General features: G+C 60.3%; 20 protein-coding genes. 11 read left to right on the forward strand and 9 right to left on the reverse strand.

All coding sequences use genetic code 11. From position 1 onward, the window contains the following. Positions 1 to 107: 107 nt before the first annotated feature. Complete coding sequence (locus tag ACTD9P_RS09330) at positions 108 to 779, reverse strand: DNA-3-methyladenine glycosylase I (RefSeq protein WP_438867498.1); 672 nt, start codon at positions 777 to 779, stop codon at positions 108 to 110. A 67-nt stretch (positions 780 to 846) separates the two neighbouring features. Next, the gene (gene ttcA, locus ACTD9P_RS09335; RefSeq protein ID WP_438867499.1) at positions 847 to 1671 is read right to left on the reverse strand and encodes a tRNA 2-thiocytidine(32) synthetase TtcA; all 825 of its coding nucleotides are present in this window, start codon (positions 1669 to 1671) and stop codon (positions 847 to 849) included. Between the two features lie 366 nt (positions 1672 to 2037). Here ttcA and ACTD9P_RS09340 point away from each other — a divergent pair, with 366 nt between their 5' ends. Beyond that, a complete protein-coding gene (locus ACTD9P_RS09340; RefSeq protein ID WP_138814965.1) occupies positions 2038 to 2640 on the forward strand; it encodes a Yip1 family protein in 603 nt (200 codons plus the stop codon). Between the two features lie 127 nt (positions 2641 to 2767). Continuing rightward, positions 2768 to 3262: a SprT family zinc-dependent metalloprotease gene (locus tag ACTD9P_RS09345; protein WP_056861886.1), complete on the forward strand. Its 495-nt coding sequence runs from the start codon at positions 2768 to 2770 to the stop codon at positions 3260 to 3262. Positions 3263 to 3299: 37 nt separating this feature from the next. On the opposite strand, the gene ACTD9P_RS09350 is transcribed toward ACTD9P_RS09345, so the two are convergent. Then, positions 3300 to 4475 carry a CaiB/BaiF CoA transferase family protein gene (locus ACTD9P_RS09350; protein WP_438867501.1) on the reverse strand — a complete coding sequence of 392 codons (1176 nt, stop codon included), beginning with the start codon at positions 4473 to 4475 and terminating at the stop codon, positions 3300 to 3302. 157 nt (positions 4476 to 4632) lie between these two features. Between ACTD9P_RS09350 and tusD the strand changes: the two genes are divergently transcribed. From tusD to ACTD9P_RS09380, 6 genes are all read left to right on the forward strand, one after another. Then, positions 4633 to 5025 (forward strand): sulfurtransferase complex subunit TusD, encoded by a 393-nt coding sequence (tusD, locus tag ACTD9P_RS09355; RefSeq protein ID WP_200431820.1) that lies wholly within the window; start codon positions 4633 to 4635, stop codon positions 5023 to 5025. Position 5026: 1 nt separating this feature from the next. Further along, positions 5027 to 5377: a sulfurtransferase complex subunit TusC gene (tusC, locus tag ACTD9P_RS09360; RefSeq protein ID WP_438867502.1), complete on the forward strand. Its 351-nt coding sequence runs from the start codon at positions 5027 to 5029 to the stop codon at positions 5375 to 5377. Continuing rightward, entirely contained in the window at positions 5377 to 5655 is a 279-nt protein-coding gene (tusB, locus tag ACTD9P_RS09365; RefSeq protein WP_438867503.1) for a sulfurtransferase complex subunit TusB, read from the forward strand. The genes tusC and tusB overlap by 1 nt, the downstream gene beginning before the upstream one ends. Beyond that, positions 5652 to 5987 carry a TusE/DsrC/DsvC family sulfur relay protein gene (locus ACTD9P_RS09370; RefSeq protein WP_438867504.1) on the forward strand — a complete coding sequence of 112 codons (336 nt, stop codon included), beginning with the start codon at positions 5652 to 5654 and terminating at the stop codon, positions 5985 to 5987. The genes tusB and ACTD9P_RS09370 overlap by 4 nt, the downstream gene beginning before the upstream one ends. Further along, positions 5984 to 6985 carry a glycosyl transferase family protein gene (locus ACTD9P_RS09375; protein WP_438867505.1) on the forward strand — a complete coding sequence of 334 codons (1002 nt, stop codon included), beginning with the start codon at positions 5984 to 5986 and terminating at the stop codon, positions 6983 to 6985. The genes ACTD9P_RS09370 and ACTD9P_RS09375 overlap by 4 nt, the downstream gene beginning before the upstream one ends. Before the next feature lie 88 nt (positions 6986 to 7073). Then, positions 7074 to 8069: a glutathione S-transferase family protein gene (locus ACTD9P_RS09380; protein ID WP_438867506.1), complete on the forward strand. Its 996-nt coding sequence runs from the start codon at positions 7074 to 7076 to the stop codon at positions 8067 to 8069. A 167-nt stretch (positions 8070 to 8236) separates the two neighbouring features. On the opposite strand, the gene cysG is transcribed toward ACTD9P_RS09380, so the two are convergent. From cysG to ACTD9P_RS09410, 6 genes are read right to left on the reverse strand one after another with little or no spacing between them, the layout of a single operon-like run. Next, positions 8237 to 9631: a siroheme synthase CysG gene (gene cysG / locus ACTD9P_RS09385; RefSeq protein ID WP_438867507.1), complete on the reverse strand. Its 1395-nt coding sequence runs from the start codon at positions 9629 to 9631 to the stop codon at positions 8237 to 8239. Beyond that, on the reverse strand, positions 9632 to 10912 hold the full coding sequence (serS, locus tag ACTD9P_RS09390) for a serine--tRNA ligase (protein WP_438867508.1): 1281 nt from the start codon (positions 10910 to 10912) through the stop codon (positions 9632 to 9634). A 16-nt stretch (positions 10913 to 10928) separates the two neighbouring features. Beyond that, positions 10929 to 11303 carry a fluoride efflux transporter CrcB gene (crcB, locus tag ACTD9P_RS09395; protein WP_438867509.1) on the reverse strand — a complete coding sequence of 125 codons (375 nt, stop codon included), beginning with the start codon at positions 11301 to 11303 and terminating at the stop codon, positions 10929 to 10931. Then, entirely contained in the window at positions 11303 to 12625 is a 1323-nt protein-coding gene (locus ACTD9P_RS09400; protein WP_138814955.1) for a replication-associated recombination protein A, read from the reverse strand. Before ACTD9P_RS09400 ends, crcB begins: the two co-directional genes overlap by 1 nt. A 40-nt stretch (positions 12626 to 12665) precedes the next feature. Next, positions 12666 to 13289 carry an outer membrane lipoprotein periplasmic chaperone LolA gene (gene lolA / locus ACTD9P_RS09405; RefSeq protein WP_438867510.1) on the reverse strand — a complete coding sequence of 208 codons (624 nt, stop codon included), beginning with the start codon at positions 13287 to 13289 and terminating at the stop codon, positions 12666 to 12668. A gap of 54 nt (positions 13290 to 13343) precedes the next feature. Continuing rightward, positions 13344 to 15752, reverse strand: coding sequence for a DNA translocase FtsK (locus ACTD9P_RS09410; protein ID WP_138814953.1), 2409 nt, complete (start codon positions 15750 to 15752; stop codon positions 13344 to 13346). Between the two features lie 494 nt (positions 15753 to 16246). On the opposite strand from ACTD9P_RS09410, the gene aat reads away from it, so the two are divergent. The 3 genes from aat (at position 16247) to infA (ending at position 18010) form a co-directional block, all read left to right on the forward strand. Then, positions 16247 to 16927: a leucyl/phenylalanyl-tRNA--protein transferase gene (aat, locus tag ACTD9P_RS09415; protein WP_438867511.1), complete on the forward strand. Its 681-nt coding sequence runs from the start codon at positions 16247 to 16249 to the stop codon at positions 16925 to 16927. A gap of 56 nt (positions 16928 to 16983) precedes the next feature. Then, complete coding sequence (locus ACTD9P_RS09420) at positions 16984 to 17691, forward strand: arginyltransferase (RefSeq protein ID WP_017137504.1); 708 nt, start codon at positions 16984 to 16986, stop codon at positions 17689 to 17691. A 100-nt stretch (positions 17692 to 17791) separates the two neighbouring features. After that, on the forward strand, positions 17792 to 18010 hold the full coding sequence (infA, locus tag ACTD9P_RS09425) for a translation initiation factor IF-1 (protein ID WP_002553999.1): 219 nt from the start codon (positions 17792 to 17794) through the stop codon (positions 18008 to 18010). Positions 18011 to 18143: the final 133 nt, after the last annotated feature.

An 18143-nucleotide genomic window follows, 5' to 3' on the forward strand; every position in this document is an offset into this window, starting at 1 on the left:
ACAGTCAGTCTTCGCGAGCAAGCCCGCTCCCACATTTATCCGCGTACATCCTTTGGAATGCGGTCGAATGTGGGAGCTGGCTTGCCTGCGATAGCCTCACCTCGGTCTCAATGATTCACTGTATAAGCCAGCATCATCGACAACTGGCACATCGGCCGCCCACTCTCGGCGTGCCACTGGTTAAACGCGCCCTGCACCGTCGCCAAGTCCCGCAGGCTGGTCGGCGCCTTGTCGACGATCTTCTGCGCGTTCAACGCCGCCACCACGTCATCGCTCGGCACAAACGTATCCTTGCCCACCATGCGCAAAAAACGCGGCGCCGACAGGCCGCCCAACTGGTGGCCATGCTTGCTCAGGTACTTCCACAAGCTGACGATATCGGTCACCGGCCAGTCGGCGATAAACGCGCCGAAGCTGCCTTTTTCCAGCTCAATATCCAGCATCATCTGCGCATTGCGCGGCACGCTCTTGAGCTTGCCCAGGTGGCGGATGATGCGCGCGTCCTGCATAAGGCGCTCCAGGTGCTCGGCGCCCATCAGCACGACTTTTTCCGGGTCGAAGCCGAAGAACACCTGCTCGAACGCCGGCCATTTGGCATCCACCACACTGTGCTTCAAACCCGCGCGAAATACGCGCAGCGCCAGGGTCGACAGGTAGCGGTCATCACTGATCTTGCGCAATTGCGCCGGGGTCTTGGGTGCCGGCAGGTGGGCTTCCAGCTCGGCCGCTGAACCAAAGCGGTTCAGACAATATTCGTGCAGCCACTTGTAATCGCGCATGCCCTCTCCTGGCAGTTGAATTGAAAACGGCGCCCGTGAGCGCCGTCTTTCAGAGCGTTGAAACGTCTTAGAGGTTCACCACATTGACGAAGCGCGAAGCGGCGGTCTCGTCAATTTTAAGGCTGGTGAAATCGAACAGGTTGCGGTCGGCCAGTTGCGACGGCTGCACATTCTGCAAGCTACGGAAGATGCTTTCGGTGCGGCCCGGGGTTTTGCGCTCCCAGTCCACCAGCATGTCCTTGACCACCTGGCGCTGCAGGTTTTCCTGGGAGCCGCACAGGTTGCACGGGATGATCGGGAATTGCTTGAAGTCGGAGTAAGCCTGGATGTCCTTCTCGTTGCAATACGCCAGCGGGCGGATCACCACGTTACGCCCGTCATCGGCACGCAGCTTGGGCGGCATGGCCTTGAGCGAGCCGTTGAAGAACATATTGAGAAAGAAGGTTTCAACGATGTCATCGCGGTGGTGCCCCAGGGCCATCTTGGTCGCGCCGATCTCATCGGCAAAGGTGTAAAGCGTGCCACGACGCAGGCGTGAGCACAGCGAGCAGGTGGTCTTGCCTTCCGGAATCAGTTCCTTGACCACCGAGTAGGTATCTTTCTCGACGATGTGGTACTCCACGCCCAGCGCTTTAAGATAGGCCGGCAGCACGTGTTCGGGGAAGCCCGGTTGTTTCTGGTCCATGTTGACGGCGACGATCTCGAACCGGATCGGCGCGACCTTTTGCAGGTGCAGCAGCACGTCGAGCAGGGTGTAGCTGTCTTTGCCACCGGAGAGGCAGACCATGACCTTGTCGCCGTTCTCGATCATGTTGAAATCGGCGACCGCTTCCCCGGCCAGGCGACGCAGGCGTTTTTGCAGTTTGTTCTGGTTGACCGTAAGAGTGCCCATGGCGCTTGGATCCGCTAGAGGTGTGTGACGAAAAGCCGGGCATTTTACCGCTAAGACTGGCCGAGATCCAATGTGGGAGCGGGCTTGCTCGCGAAGGCGCTGTACCTGTGATGAATGTATCAACTGACACGACGCTTTCGCGATCAAGCCCGCTCCCACATTTCCAGTCGCGCCTTGCCTGAGAGACCTCACCGCGATTAGCGCCAGTATTTTCAGCGCAATTTGCTCTAAAGCCCTACAGTTTTTCCGGTCATCACTTCCTATACTGCGACGTAAGGTCGCACAACTATCCAGGACCTTATGTGGCCATTTGGCCCGTGGGCGCTCCGATGGGGGGCGATGGTAATAACGACAGGAGTGACTGGCATGATCCATCACGTCGTGGGGCTGTTTACCCATCCCGACCAGGAATGGCGGGAAATTCGTGGCGATAAGGAAGAAAGTATCGGCCACATGTACCTCACTCATACTTTGATTCTCGCGGCGATCCCCGCCGTCTCGGCGTTTATCGGCACCACCCAGGTCGGCTGGGTCATCGGCAGCCGCGCCCCGGTTATGTTGACCCAGGAAAGTGCGCTGTGGATGACCATTATGTCTTACGCGGCAATGCTCGGCGGCGTGGCGGTGATGGGCGCTTTCATCCATTGGATGGCCCGTACCTACGATGCCAGCCCGAGCATGGCGCGCTGCGTCGCGTTTGCCACCTACACCGCGACCCCACTGTTTATCGGCGGGCTGGCGGCGCTCTATCCACATATGTGGCTGGGCATGGTCGTGGGCACGGCGGCGATCTGTTACACGGTGTACTTGCTGTATGTGGGGCTGCCGACGTTTATGAACATCGACCCGGATGAAGGCTTCCTGTTTTCCAGCTCGGTACTGGCCGTGGGCCTGGTGGTACTGGTGGCAATCATGGCGTTTACCGTAATCGTCTGGGGGCTGGGCGTAGGCCCGATCTACACCAGCTAAGCGGATAAACCGCAGGCAAAGCCACCGCAAGGTGGCTTTGTGCGTTATGCATGACCATTCGGCGCCTGACAGATTCGGAAACACTTGCTTTTGCGGCATACTGGACGTCTCTGGAGATATGGTCAGCATGCCCGAGCAACTCAATACCCGCGTCGAAGATTGTTTCCTACAAGCCGAATCCTTTTTTAAACGAAGCTTCAAACGCCCCCAGGTCAGCCTCAAGCTGCGGGGCCAGAAGGCCGGTGTCGCGCATTTGCACGAGAACCTGCTGCGCTTCAACCCACAGTTGTACCGCGAAAACAGCCAACACTTCCTCAAGCAGACCGTGGCCCATGAGGTGGCGCACCTGATCGCCCACCAATTGTTTGGCGAGCGCATCCAGCCCCATGGCGAGGAATGGCAGTTGATCATGCGCGGGGTTTACGAACTGCCGCCGGATCGGTGCCACACGTATGAGATCAAGCGCCGTCAGGTGACCCGGTATATCTACCGCTGCCCGTGTGCCGACAGCGATTTCCCGTTTTCGGCCCAGAGGCATGGTCTGGTGAACCAGGGGCGGCGGTATTTGTGCAGGCGGTGTCGGCACACTTTGGTGTACACAGGGGAAACTCGGGTGGAGTGAGGGCCTTATCGCGGGCAAGCCCGCTCCCACATTGGGGTCACCCAACAACCTTGGCCCGCCGCAACTCGGCTATCCGCTGAGCACTAAACCCCAACTCAGCCAACACCTCATCACTGTGCGCCCCCACGGCAGCGCCAATATGCCGAGGCTGCGGCAACCCCTCGGAAAACTTCAATGGGCAGGCCAGTTGCGCCTGGGTCGAGCCATCACCCCGTGGCACCTGGCTGACCAGCTCGCGCGCCTGCAACTGGGGATGCGCCAGCGCTTCACTCAGGCTCAGCACCGGCTCAACACACGCATCCACCGCGGCGAATAACTCACACAATTCATCAAAGCTGCGCTTCTCAAACTCAACCTGCAGCGCCAGTTTCAGGGCTTTTTGCTGCTCGGGTTTCAAGCTTTGCATGGCCAGTTCCGGCCTCCCCAGGGTTTCGCACAATTGCCGCATAAACGCCGGCTCCAGGCTGCCTACCGACATCCAGCGCCCATCACGCGTGCGGTAGTAATCGTAGAAACTGCCGCCATTGAGCACATGGCTCTCCCACTCAGGCTCCACTCCACAGGCCAGGTAGCCCGCACCGGCCATGGCATTCAGGCTGAACGAGCAGTCGGTCATGCTCACATCCAGGTATTGGCCGAGGCCACTGTGCTGGCGGGCAATCACGGCGGCGAGCAACCCCACTACCGCGTGCAGCGAACCACCGCCGACATCCGCCAATTGCACGCCCAGCGGCAACGGCCCACTGTCCTGGCGGCCGGTATAACTGGCCACGCCGGCCAACGCGAGGTAGTTGATGTCGTGCCCGGCGCGGTCTTTATAAGGCCCGGTCTGGCCGTAGCCGGTGATCGACACATAAATCAGCCTGGGGTTGAGCGCCTTCAGCGCCTCATAACCCAGGCCCAGACGCTCCATCACCCCGGGCCGGAATTGCTCAAGGACAATGTCATAGTCCTTGACCAGCTCACGCACGATCTGCAGCGCCTCGGCCTGCTTGAGGTCCAGTGCCAGGCTGCGCTTGTTGCGGTTGAGGTAGGCGTGGCTCGCTGAAGTGCCCTGATCATGGGGCGGCAGCACGCGCAACAGGTCCATGCGCGTGGGCGATTCGATACGCAGCACCTCGGCGCCCATGTCCGCCAGCATCAGGGACGCGAACGGGCCAGGCAGCAAGGTGGAAAAATCCAGCACTTTGAGGGACGCCAAGGGACCTGACATGAAGACTCCATTTCGTTTGCGTATGCCCACAGCCTAGGCAGCCTTGCGCCTGGCGGCAATCGTCAGAACGATCAGCGACAGTGACCGTTTTGATCACGGCGGGCTTTTTCGCGGCGGCGGCTTTATCATTGGCTCAAGTTTGCTTGCAGAGTGTTCCATGAAGTTTGCGATTGCAGTATTTTCCGCCGCCCATGCGCCCTCCTCGCGCCGCGCCTTGCTGTTCGCCCAGGCAGCGCTGGCCGGTGGGCATGAGATTGTGCGGCTGTTTTTTTATCAGGATGGCGTGTACAGCGCTGCCAATAACCTCGTTGCGCCCCAGGATGAGCAAGACATTGCCCGCCAGTGGCGTGAGTTTGTCAGCCAGCATCAGCTCGACGGCGTGGTGTGCATCGCCGCTGCCTTGCGCCGTGGCGTACTCAATACAGAGGAAGCCACGCGCTACCAACGCAGCGCGGTGAACCTCGACGCGCCGTGGGCGTTGTCGGGCCTGGGGCAATTGCATGACGCCATCCAGGCTGCCGACCGCCTGATCTGTTTTGGAGGGCCGTAAGATGGCCAAGTCTTTACTGGTGATCAGCCGACAGGCGCCGTGGTCCGGCCCAAGTGCACGGGAAGCGCTGGATATCGTGCTGGCCGGTGGCGCGTTTGATCTGCCCATCGGTCTGTTGTTTATGGACGACGGTGTATTTCAATTAGCGCCACATCAGCACGCCAAGGCCGTGCAACAAAAGGACCTCAGCGCCAACCTGCAGGCGTTGGGCCTGTTCGGCATCGATGACGTGTTTGCGTGCAGCCACAGCCTTGCCGAGCGCAGCCTCGCAGCACCTGCCAGCGCGCAGGCGCTGGACAGTGCCGCGATCGCCGAATTGATTGACCGTTATGACCAGGTGATGACCCTCTGATGTCGACTTTGCATGTGGTATCTCACTCCCCGTTTACCGATAGCCGCCTGGCCAGTTGCCTGCGCGTGTGCGGCGCCGAGGACGCTATCCTGCTGTGTGGCGATGGCGCCTACGGCCTGCACAACGCAGCCCTGCAAACCGGGGGCGTGAAGGTCTTTGTCCTGGCCGAAGACATGCAGGCACGCAACCTGTCCCTGCCGGACTGGGCTGACAGCGTCGACTACCCAGGGTTTGTGCAGCTGTCGATCGATTACGACAAGGTCAACACCTGGCTATGAACACCCTGACCGTAGGCGAACGCACGCTTGAGCTGGACAAGGACGGCTACCTGGTCGACCTGAATGACTGGTCCGTCGACGTGGCCAATGCCCTGGCCGCCACTGAGCCCCTGGAATTGACCGCCGAGCATTGGGAAATCCTCGAACTGCTGCGCGGGTTTTACGCCGAGTTCCAGCTGTCTCCCGCCACACGCCCGCTGATCAAGTACACAGCTTTAAAGCTCGGCCCGCACAAGGGCAACAGCCTGCACCTCAACAAACTCTTCAATGGCACCCCCGCCAAACTTGCCGCCAAGCTGGCGGGCCTGCCCAGGCCGACGAATTGCTTATGACCGACTTTGCCCCGCTCACCCTTGAAACCCCCGCCGAGCACCCGTTTGCGCAGTTCGTGCGCATCCTGGGCAAAGGCAAGCGCGGCGCGCGCAACCTCACCCGTGAGGAAGCCCGCGAAGCCATGGGCATGCTGCTCGACGAAAAAGTCGTAGACACCCAGCTCGGCGCCTTCCTGATGCTGTTGCGTCACAAGGAAGAAAGCCCGGAAGAACTCGCCGGTTTCACCGAAGCCGTGCGCGAACGCCTGAAGGCACCGACGCTGAATGTGGACATCGACTGGCCGACTTACGCTGGCAAAAAACGCCACCTGCCGTGGTACCTGCTGGCGGCCAAGTGCCTGGCGCAAAACGGTGTGCGCATCCTCATGCACGGCGGCGGCGCCCACACAGCAGGCCGCTTGTACACCGAGCAATTGCTGCAAGGCCTGCAAATCCCACTGTGTCGCAATTGGAAACAGGTCGAGACGGCGTTCGAGCACGGCAACCTGGCGTTTATCCCGCTGGGTGACTGGGCGCCACAACTGCAACGCATGATTGACTTGCGCAACACCCTGGGCCTGCGCTCGCCGATCCATTCCCTGGCGCGCCTGCTCAATCCGCTGAGCGCGCGTTGTGGCCTGCAAAGCATTTTCCACCCCGGTTACCAGGGCGTACACCGCGATGCCAGCGGCCTGCTGGGCGATAATGTGATTGTGGTGAAGGGTGATGGCGGCGAAGTCGAGATCAACCCCGACACCCTCAGCCATTTGTATGGCACCACCGGCGGCCAGAGCTGGGACGAAGAGTGGCCCGCCCTCTCCGCCCAGCGCCACGTCAAACCGGCCAGCCTGGAGCCCGAGCATTTAAAAGCCTTGTGGCGCGGTGATGTCGAGGACAGTTACCCGCAACTCGCGCTGATCGCGACCATGGCCCTGGCCTTGCGCGGCCTCGGCCATGCTCGGGAACAGGCGTTCGAATTGGCCCAGCAATACTGGGATGCGCGGGATAAATCGATTTAATCGATGATTCCCGCCCGGTCTTTGCGCTTTTAGTTCGAACTCAGCCCTTTAGACTGGGCTCCAACGCTTATTAGCCAAGGAGCCAGTCATGGGTTTGCTGATCGAAGGACACTGGAAAGACCAGTGGTACGAAAGTAGCGCAGACGGCGCGTTCCAGCGCGAGCAGGCGCAACGCCGCAACTGGGTGACCGCCGATGGCGAGCCTGGCCCCAGCGGCGACGGCGGTTTCAAGGCCGAAGCCGGTCGTTACCACCTGTATGTGTCCCTGGCTTGCCCGTGGGCGCATCGCACGCTGATCCTGCGCAAACTCAAGGGTTTGGAAAGTTTGATCGACGTGTCCGTGGTCAGTTGGCTGATGCTTGAAAACGGCTGGACCTTCGACAAGGCCCACGGTTCCACCGGTGACAAGCTCGATGGTTTCGACTTCATGCACCAGCGCTACACCGCCGACACCGAAAATCACACCGGGCGTGTCACCGTGCCAGTGCTGTGGGACAAGAAGCTTAAGCGCATCGTCAGCAATGAATCAGCGGAGATCATCCGCATGTTCAACAGCGCGTTTAACGGGCTGACCGGCAATACCCTGGATTTCTACCCCGAAGCCCTGCGCCCGACAATCGATACGTTGAACGAGCGCATCTATCCCGCCGTGAACAATGGCGTGTACCGCGCAGGGTTTGCCACCTCGCAGCAGGCGTATGAAAGTGCTTTTGATGATGTGTTTGCCGAGCTGGATCGCCTGGAACAGCACTTGGCTGAGCAGCGCTACCTGGCCGGTGAATACCTGACCGAAGCCGATGTACGGCTGTTCACCACGCTGATTCGCTTTGATGCGGTGTATTACAGCCACTTCAAATGCAACCTGCGGCGGATTGCCGATTACCCGAATTTGTCGAACTGGCTAAGGGAGTTGTATCAGTGGCCAGGCGTGGCCGAGACGGTGGGTTTTGCGCATATCAAGGGGCATTACTATGCCAGCCATCGGACGATCAACCCCACCGGGATTGTGCCGAAAGGGCCATTGCAGAGGTTTGATGCCGAGCATGATCGGGCGCGGTTGAGCGGTAAAAGCGTCTGGAACTGAAAACACCTTGTGGCGAGGGAGCTTGCTCCCGCTGGGCTGCGCAGCGGCCCCAATAAAAACACCGCGTTCTGCCAGGCAAAACGCGGTGTTTGGTTTTAGGGCCGCTTCGCAGCCCAACGGGAGCAAGCTCCCTCGCCACATTAAGATCACTCACCACAGCGGCGATGTCAGACCTGGGATTGCGCGCCTTCAAACCACTTGAGCTTCTCGCGCAACACCACCACCTCACCGACGATCACCAGTGTCGGCGCATGCACTTCATGCTCCGCCACCATGCGCGGCAGGTCGGCCAGGGTGCCGGTAAACACGCGCTGGTTGGACGTGGTGCCCTGCTGGATCAACGCTGCCGGTGTATCCGCCGCGCGCCCGTGCTTGATCAGTTGCTCACAGATAATCGGCAAGCCGATCAGCCCCATGTAGAACACCAACGTTTGCGACGGCCCCACCAGGTCATGCCAGGGCAGGTCCGACGTCCCGTTCTTTAAATGCCCGGTGATAAAGCGCACCGACTGCGCATAGTCACGATGCGTCAGCGGAATCCCCGCATACGCCGCACAACCGCTGGCCGCCGTGATCCCCGGCACCACCTGGAACGGAATGCCATGGGCCGCCAGCTCTTCGATTTCTTCGCCGCCACGGCCAAAGATGAACGGATCACCACCTTTTAGACGCAGCACGCGCTTGCCCTGCCTGGCCAAATCCACTAACTGCTGGTTGATCTGATCCTGCGGCACGGCATGGTCGGCGCGCCGTTTGCCGACGTAGATACGCTCCGCGTCACGGCGGCACAGTTCAAGAATCGCCGGGGCCACCAGGCGGTCGTACAGCACCACGTCGGCTTGTTGCATCAGGCGCAAGGCGCGGAAGGTCAGCAGGTCCGGATCACCCGGCCCAGCACCGACCAAATAGACCTCGCCCGGCGCGTACGGCGGCGCGCCATTGACCTTCTCGATCAACAGACGCTCAGCTTCATCGCCCTGCCCGGCTAATTGACGGTCGGCAATCGGGCCTTGGAACACTTCTTCCCAAAAGGCCCGACGCTGCTGCACATCCGGGTACAAACCTTTGACCTGGGCGCGAAACCGCGCCGCCAAACCGGCCAATTGGCCATAGGTCGACGGAATCCAGGTTTCCAGCTTGGCGCGGATCAAACGCGCCAGCACCGGCGCATCGCCTCCGCTGGACACCGCAATCACCAACGGTGAACGGTCGACAATCGCCGGGAAGATCACGCTGCACAAGGCGGGCGCGTCCACCACATTGACCGGTACGCAACGACGCTTGGCATCGCTGGACACTTGCGCGTTCAGCGGTTCGTCGTCCGTGGCCGCGATAATCAGCACGCAACCGTCAAGGTCAGCCTCCTGATAACCGCGCAAAATCAGGTCCCCGCCACTGCCCAGCACCAGTTCTCGCAACTGGTCTTCGATCTGGGGAGCAACCACCCGCAGTAACGCACCGGCGTCGGCCAGCAGCCGGGATTTGCGCAAGGCAATCTCCCCGCCACCGACGACCAACACACGACTGCCGCGCAGGTTATGAAACAGCGGCAGAAATTCCATTTAGCCGATGACCTCAACGCCGCCCATGTACGGCTTGAGCACTTCAGGCACACGGATGGTACCGTCGGCCTGCTGGTAATTTTCCAACACGGCCAGCAGGGTACGGCCAACGGCCAGGCCGGAACCGTTGAGGGTGTGCACCAGTTCCGGCTTGCCGGTTTCCGGGCTACGGAAACGCGCTTGCATGCGACGAGCCTGGAAATCACCGCAGTTGGAGCACGACGAAATTTCGCGGTACTTGTCCTGGCTCGGCACCCACACTTCGAGGTCGTAGGTTTTCACGGCGCTGAAACCCATATCGCCGGTGCACAGCGCAAGTACGCGGTACGGCAGCTCGAGCAGTTGCAGGACGCGTTCGGCGTTGGCTGTCAGGCCCTCCAGTGCGTCCATGGAGGTCGACGGCTCGACCACCTGCACCATCTCGACCTTGTCGAACTGGTGCTGGCGCATTATGCCGCGGGTGTCTCGGCCCGACGCTCCGGCTTCACTACGAAAGCACGGGCTGTGTGCCACGAACTTGAGTGGCAGTTGTTTGGCATCGAGGATCTCGCCGGCGACGATGTTCGTCAGCGACACTTCGGCGGTCGGGATCAGGTACAGGTCAGCTTCACCCTTGCGGCTGATCTTGAACAGGTCGTCCTCGAACTTCGGCAATTGGCTGGTGCCCATCAACGCCGGCGCCTGCACCAGATACGGCGTGTAGGCTTCTTCATAACCGTGTTCGCCGGTGTGCAGGTTGATCATGAACTGCGCCAAGGCTCGGTGCATGCGCGCGATCGGGCCGCGCATCAGGGAAAAGCGTGCGCCGGACATTTTGGCGGCGGTTTCTAAATCCAGGCCGCCGGTCAGTTCGCCCAACGCGACGTGATCCTTGATCTCGAAATCAAAGGCGGTTGGCGTGCCCCAGCGGCGCACTTCGACGTTGCCGTCTTCGTCTGCGCCAATCGGCACGGATTCATGTGGAATATTCGGGATACCCAGCAGGATCGAATCCAGCTCGGCCTGAATGCCTTCCAGTTCGACTTTACTGTCGGACAGCTCGGTGCCCATGCGCTCGACGTCCGCCATCAACGGCGCGATGTCTTCGCCACGCTGCTTGGCCTGACCGATGGATTTGGAACGCGCATTACGCTCAGCCTGCAGTGCTTCGGTGCGGGTCTGGACGGTCTTGCGCTGTTCTTCCAGCGCTTCGATGCGCGCAACATCCAAGGCAAAGCCACGGGATGCCAGGCGGTCCGCTACGTCCTGAAGGTTGCTACGTAACAGTTTGGAATCGAGCATGTCGGTCTCTCGTTTATCAAAGTTTGGTCAAGGACAGGCCAGCCCAGGTGGCGAGCAGCCCGCCGAACACGCTGATGCCCAGGTAACCGAAGGCTACCAAAGCTTGCCCGCTTTCGAGCAGGCGCACCGTATCCAGTGAAAAGGATGAAAAGGTCGTAAGACCGCCTACAAAGCCGACAATCAAGCCGGCGCGAACTTCAATCGGCACTTCGGGGCGCAACAGGAACCAGCCGTACAACAGGCCGATAATCAGGCAGCCCACCAGATTGACCGCCAGGGTCGCCGCATAAAAATGCTTTGGCCAGTTGGCGCTGACCCAAGTACCGATGGCGAAACGCAATAATGTACCAGCGATGCCCGCTGCGGACACGGCAAGAATGGTCTTGAGCACTACTTTCTCCGCTGTTTGGGGCTGAGGCGGTCGAGTTGGGCGAGGTGATTGAGCTTTTCACCGATTTTCAGCTCCAGGCCACGCGGCACCGGCTGATAAAGCGGCAAGGGCTCAAGCTCATCGGGGAAGTAGTCTTCGCCGGCCGCATAGGCGTCCGGCTCATCGTGCGCATAGCGGTATTCATCGCCATAACCCAACTGTTTCATAAGCTTAGTTGGCGCATTGCGCAGGTGCATCGGCACCTCAAGAGAGCCGTATTCGGCAGCGGCGCGCAGGGCGGATTTGAAGCCCATGTACACCGCGTTGCTTTTTGGCGCGCAGGCCAGGTAAGTGATGGCCTGGGCCACGGCCAGCTCGCCTTCCGGGCTACCGAGGCGCTCCTGCACATCCCAGGCCGCCAGGCACAGGCTCAGGGCGCGCGGGTCGGCGTTGCCGATGTCTTCGCTGGCCATGCGCACCACGCGGCGCGCCAGGTACAGCGGGTCGCAGCCGCCGTCGATCATGCGCGCGAACCAGTACAAAGCGCCGTCAGGGTTGGAGCCGCGCACGGATTTGTGCAGTGCCGAGATCTGGTCGTAGAAGGCTTCGCCGCCCTTGTCGAAACGACGGCGCGTGTCGCCAAGCAGGCTTTGCAATAGGTCGACGCCAATCTCGTGGCCGTCTTCGGCCAAGTCCGAGGCGTTCTCCAACAGGTTCAGAAAGCGCCGGCCATCGCCATCGGCGGCAGCCAGCAGAATCTTGAAACCTTCATCGCTGACACTCAGCTGGCGCTTGCCCAAGCCCTTGTCTTCGCTCAGCGCCCGATGCAGCAGCTTTTGCATCGCTGCTTCGTCCAGGCTCTTGAGCACATAGACACGCGCTCGCGAGAGCAGGGCATTGTTGAGTTCAAATGAAGGGTTTTCGGTGGTCGCACCAATGAAAATCAGCGTGCCATCTTCAACGTACGGCAAAAACGCGTCCTGCTGCGACTTGTTGAAACGATGCACTTCGTCGACAAACAGGATGGTGCGCTTGCCGTATTGCCCGGCCTGCTGCTTGGCGACTTCTACCGCCTGGCGAATTTCTTTGACTCCGGCCAGCACCGCCGAGACTGTTTCGAAGTGTGCATCCGAGACTTTCGCCAGCAGCCGCGCCAGGGTGGTTTTACCCACGCCCGGCGGCCCCCAGAAAATCATCGAGTGCAGCGCACCCTGCTCCAGGGCTTCACGCAAAGGCTTGCCGCGAGCGAGCAGGTGTTCCTGCCCGACGTACTCATCCAGGTTGGTCGAGCGCAAACGCGCCGCCAGCGGCTGAGCAATCGGGTCACTTCGAAACAAATCCATGGGCAGCGTTTGAAACCTCTAGACAGGTTATTCCTGGATCTTATTCCTGGATAACATCGGCACCCTTGGGGATGACGAACTTGAACCTGGATGGGTCTACTGGCTGGTTAGCCTTGACGCCGGAGAACAGGATATCGGTGCGTTGGCCAACACTGTCGATCAGGCGCATGTTGTTGATCACGCCATTGCCGAACGACAGGTTCAGGCTGTCAAACAGCGTGTCCTTGGATTTGGGCTTGAGGGTGAACTCGATCACGTTGCTGGTTTGCTTGGAGGTGATATCAAAGCTGTCGTTGATCTTCGACACATCGCCCGACAGCAGCAGCGCCGGCGTCTGGTTCAAGCGCGGGTCGAGCTTCTTGATGGTCGCCTGTTCCAGGTCCGGGTCCCACAGGGTGACCTTCTGGCCATCGGAAACGATGGTCTGCTCGGCTTTGCCTTCGGTGTGCCAGTAGAACAGCCCGGGGCGCTGCACGGCCATTTCGCCTTCGGTCTGCTGCAACTGGGTGCCGCCGGCATCCAGGGTCAACTGCGAGAAGCGCGCGGTCAGGGTCTTGGATTTGTCCAACAGGTTGGTCAGGCTGGCCACGGAGGCCGGATCAGCGTGGGCCGAAACGGCAGTCAGGGCCAGTGCCGGCAACAACAGCATGCGGATAAAGCGCATGGGAATCCTCATTGAGTAGTCAGGGCGAGCCGCGTGCTGCCACGCGGCACGTGGTCAGTCGCGCATCTGCCCGGGGGCGATGACTTCGCGAGAACCGTTGGTGTTCATCGGGGTGACGACGCCAGCATTTTCCATCGATTCGATCATGCGCGCGGCGCGGTTATAGCCGATTTTCAGCTTGCGCTGCACCGCAGAGATCGAGGCGCGGCGGCTTTCGAGCACAAAGGCCACGGCTTCGTCATAGAGGGCGTCGGTTTCAGCATCATCGTCGCCACCACCGCTGCCGCCGTCGAAGCCGCTGCCGGCCTCTTCCACGCCCGCGAGGATATCGTCGTTGTATTCCGGCGCGCCACGCAGTTTCCAGGCTTCAACCACGCGGTGTACTTCGTCATCGGACACAAACGCGCCGTGTACCCGAATCGGCAGGCTGGTGCCGGGCGGCATGTAGAGCATGTCACCGTGGCCGAGCAATTGCTCGGCGCCGCCCTGGTCGATAATGGTACGCGAGTCGATCTTGCTGGAAACCTGGAACGCCATCCGCGTTGGAATGTTGGCCTTGATCAAGCCGGTGATCACATCCACCGACGGCCGCTGGGTCGCGAGGATCAAGTGAATACCGGCCGCACGCGCCTTTTGGGCAATACGCGCGATCAGCTCTTCAACCTTCTTGCCGACGATCATCATCATGTCGGCAAATTCGTCGACCACCACCACGATGGTCGGCAGCTTGGTCAACAGCGGCGCTTCGTCGTGAATGCTTTCGCGCTTGTACAGCGGGTCGGTCAGCGGTGTGCCGGCGTCCTGGGCTTCCTTGACCTTGGCGTTGAAGCCCGACAGGTTACGTACGCCCATCTTCGCCATCAGCTTGTAGCGGCGCTCCATCTCGGCGACGCTCCAGCGCAGGGCGTTGGCGGCGTCCTTCATGTCGGTCACCACCGGGCACAGCAGGTGCGGGATGCCTTCGTAGATCGACAATTCGAGCATCTTCGGGTCGATCATGATCAGCTTGGCGTCATCCGGGCCGGACTTGAACAGGATCGACAGGATCATCGCGTTCACACCCACCGACTTACCGGAACCGGTGGTACCGGCCACCAGCAAGTGCGGCATTTTCGCCAGGTCGGTGATCACCGGCTTGCCGCCGATGTCATGGCCGAGGGCCAGGGTGACCGGCGATTTGAAGTTGTCGTATTCCGGGGTAGACAGCACTTCGGAGAAGCGCACGATCTGGCGGTCTTCGTTGGGAATCTCGATGCCGACGGTGGTCTTGCCGGGGATCACTTCCACCACACGCACACTGGTCACGGCCAGGGAACGGGCCAAGTCTTTGGCCAGGTTGGAGATTCGGCTGACCTTGACGCCAGCTGCCGGCTGGATTTCGTAACGGGTAATCACCGGGCCTGGGTGGATCGAATCTACCGAGACTTCGACGCCGAATTCCTTGAGCTTGATTTCCAGCAGGTGGCCGACGGCCGCCAGGGACTCCGGAGAATAATTGAGTTGTTTCTTTTCGGCCGGGTCGAGAATCGAGATCGGCGGCAGAGTGCCTTCGACGGCGCTGTCGACAAACAACGGCGCCTGCTTCTCTTTCTGCACACGATGGCTCGGTTCCGGCGCCTTGGGCGGTGCCGGGGCAATCACCGGCGGCACCTGCTTCTCGCGGTCCGACATGTGCTTGCTCAGGGCCTGCTCGCGCTCGATCAAGCGTTCCTTGACCTTGGCTTGCTCACGGCGGTCCGGCGTACTCGGGGCCACCACTTCGTTAACGCGGGTGTCCACCTCACGCAGCTGCGCGACCATGCGCTTGCGATCGACACGGGCCGACCACCAACGGTTGGCGGCGCCCTGGAACAATTCGAGCAGGTCCAGGGTGATCTTGCCGGTCACGTCCATCACCTTGAACCACGACAGGTCGGTGAACACGGTGAGGCCGAACAGGAACAGCGCGATAAACATCAAGGTGCTGCCCTGGATGTTCAGGGTCTTGCGCGCCAGGTCGCCGAGGCTTTCGCCCAACGCCCCGCCCGCGCCCGCCGGCAGGCCGGTAGGTGCATGAAAATGAATGTGCGCCAGCGCCGCGCCGGACAACACCAGGAACACCAGGCCGATCAGGCGCCAGGAGAACAGCCAGCCGCTCCACTGCCACGGTTCGTGACGCTGGCGGAAGATCTGCCAGGTCTTGATCGCCAGCAACAGCGGGAAGATATACGCAAAGTAACCCAGCACCATAAACAGGATATCGGCGCTGTAGGAACCGGCGGGGCCGCCGAAGTTCTGCACGTCTTCGATCTTGCTGTTGTGGCTCCAGCCCGGATCGTCCTTGCCATAGGTCAGCAGGGCCATCATCAGGAACAGGCACAGGGCGCCGATAGCGATCAGCGCGCCTTCCTTGAGTCGGTAATGCAGGTGCTGGCGCCAGGCCGGCACGACTGCTGCTTTAGGTGTTGCGGCGGATTTCTTCAAAACGGGTCTATTCCTGCGCCTTTAGCGCGTCCATCTGTTGAATGACTGCACACTGCTCAATCCGAGCAGCTGAAAAATGAACGAATGTCGCTGAAACTACTTTTAACATTGGGTGATGAACAGGTGAAAGGGCGATAACGCCACAATGCCCGCATTGTACGGGTTTGCGTCGGCGATGCCACGTACTTGCCCTCACCCGCAGGCCTGGACAGAGGATGTGTCACAGCTTGTTCAATTTGAGCATGCATTGTCTTTGCTGACAAAGGCTTATGCGCTGTTTTTATCAAAGTAGACAAGCTTGGCAATTGGCCTGCATCGCCCAGACCCGATTACGACCGCGCCTGCGCGGCAGAGTTGCAGAAACACCCGTTAACGCTATTGCGCGCCGATGCCCGATTCGGGCTGGCCCCACAGCGCCTTGTCGACAATAATCACCCCACATGCGGCAGGCGTCATACCTGCCACTCCCCTCCCCTACCGTAAGCCTGGATGCCATGCTGACCTGGTTGCAACGCGACTCCCTGACTTTCCCGCCGCTGGCCAAGGCCATGCGCGAACCCAATGGCCTGCTGGCCGCCGGTGGCGACCTGTCGGCCGAACGCCTGATCCAGGCCTACCGCCATGGCTGCTTCCCGTGGTTCTCCGATGGCCAGCCCATCCTCTGGTGGTCTCCAGACCCGCGCACGGTGATATTCCCCGATGAGCTGCACGTGTCACGCAGCCTGGGCAAACTGTTGCGCCAGCAGCGTTACAGCGTGACCTTTGACCAGGACTTCGCCGCCGTCATCCAGGCCTGCGCCGCGCCGCGCGCTTATGCGGACGGCACCTGGATCACCGAAGGTATCCAAAGCGCCTACCTGGAGCTGCACCAGCGCGGCTACGCGCACTCCGTCGAAGTATGGGATGACGGCACGCTGGTCGGCGGCCTGTATGGCCTGGCAATGGGCCAGTTGTTTTTTGGCGAATCGATGTTCAGCCGCGCCGACAATGCCTCCAAGTTCGGCTTTGCCACGCTGACCCGCCAGTTGCTGGCCTGGGGTTTTGTCCTGATCGACTGCCAGATGCCCAATGATCACCTGCACAGCCTCGGCGCCCGCGCCATACCACGCAGTGAATTTGCCGGCTTCCTGCGTAACCATTTAGACCAACCCAGCTCTGGCCCGTGGGTTTCCTAGGCGACTTCCGCGTACCTGGCTTACACTTATTTCAAAGCTTATCCCGAGGGTTGATCATGACCGAGCTGGCGCGCTTGAAGTTTTATGCCACTCAAGCCCACTCTTGCAGCTATCTGCCTGACGAGCAGGCCACCACGCTGTTCCTCGACCCCAGCCAGCCGATGGACGTGCATGTGTATGCCGACCTCTCAGAGATGGGCTTTCGGCGCAGTGGCGATCATCTGTACCGGCCCCATTGCCAGAATTGCAATGCGTGCGTGCCTGCGCGCATCCCGGTTGCGCAGTTTTTGCCGGACCGTAACCAGAAACGCATCCTCAAACGTAACGCCGACCTGACGGTCACGGCCACCAAGCCGCAGTACAGCGAAGAATATTTCGATCTTTACCAGCGCTACATCGAGCAACGCCATGCGGACGGCGATATGTTCCCGCCCAGCCGTGATCAGTTTTCGACCTTCCTGGTGCGCGACCTGCCCTTCTCGCGCTTCTATGAGTTCCGCCTGGACGGCCGTCTGCTGGCCGTGGCGGTGACCGACCTGCTGCCCAACGGCCTGTCGGCGGTCTACACCTTTTATGAGCCGGCCGAAGAACGCCGCAGCCTTGGGCGCTTTGCGATTTTGTGGCAAATCGGTGAAGCCGCGCGCCTGGAGCTTGAGGCGGTGTACCTCGGATACTGGATCAAGAACTGCAAAAAGATGAACTACAAGACCCAATATCGGCCCATTGAGCTACTGATTAATCAAAGATGGGTAACGCTTAACTAGAACCCCTTGGCTTAAACACCCTTTTTCGGGCACAATGCACGCCGCTTTTGCCTGGCGCAGTTGCACCGGGCCATTCACTGGATACCGAGGGCTTTACTGCATGTCGAAAGAAGACAGCTTCGAAATGGAAGGCACTGTCGTCGACACCCTGCCCAACACCATGTTTCGTGTGGAGTTGGAAAATGGGCACGTCGTAACCGCGCATATCTCCGGCAAGATGCGCAAGAACTACATTCGTATTCTTACCGGTGACAAAGTGCGCGTCGAGCTGACGCCCTATGACTTGAGCAAAGGGCGCATCACTTACCGCGCTCGTTAAGCAAGTCAATACAAAACGCCCGGTTATGCCGGGCGTTTTTGTGTGTGCGAGAGTTGTCCAACACTACAAATACCTGTGGGAGCGGGCTTGCTCGCGAATGCGGTGGGTCAGTCAATTCATCTGTCACTGACCC

It is taken from the genome of Pseudomonas onubensis (assembly GCF_965653655.1).
GTDB lineage: Bacteria > Pseudomonadota > Gammaproteobacteria > Pseudomonadales > Pseudomonadaceae > Aquipseudomonas.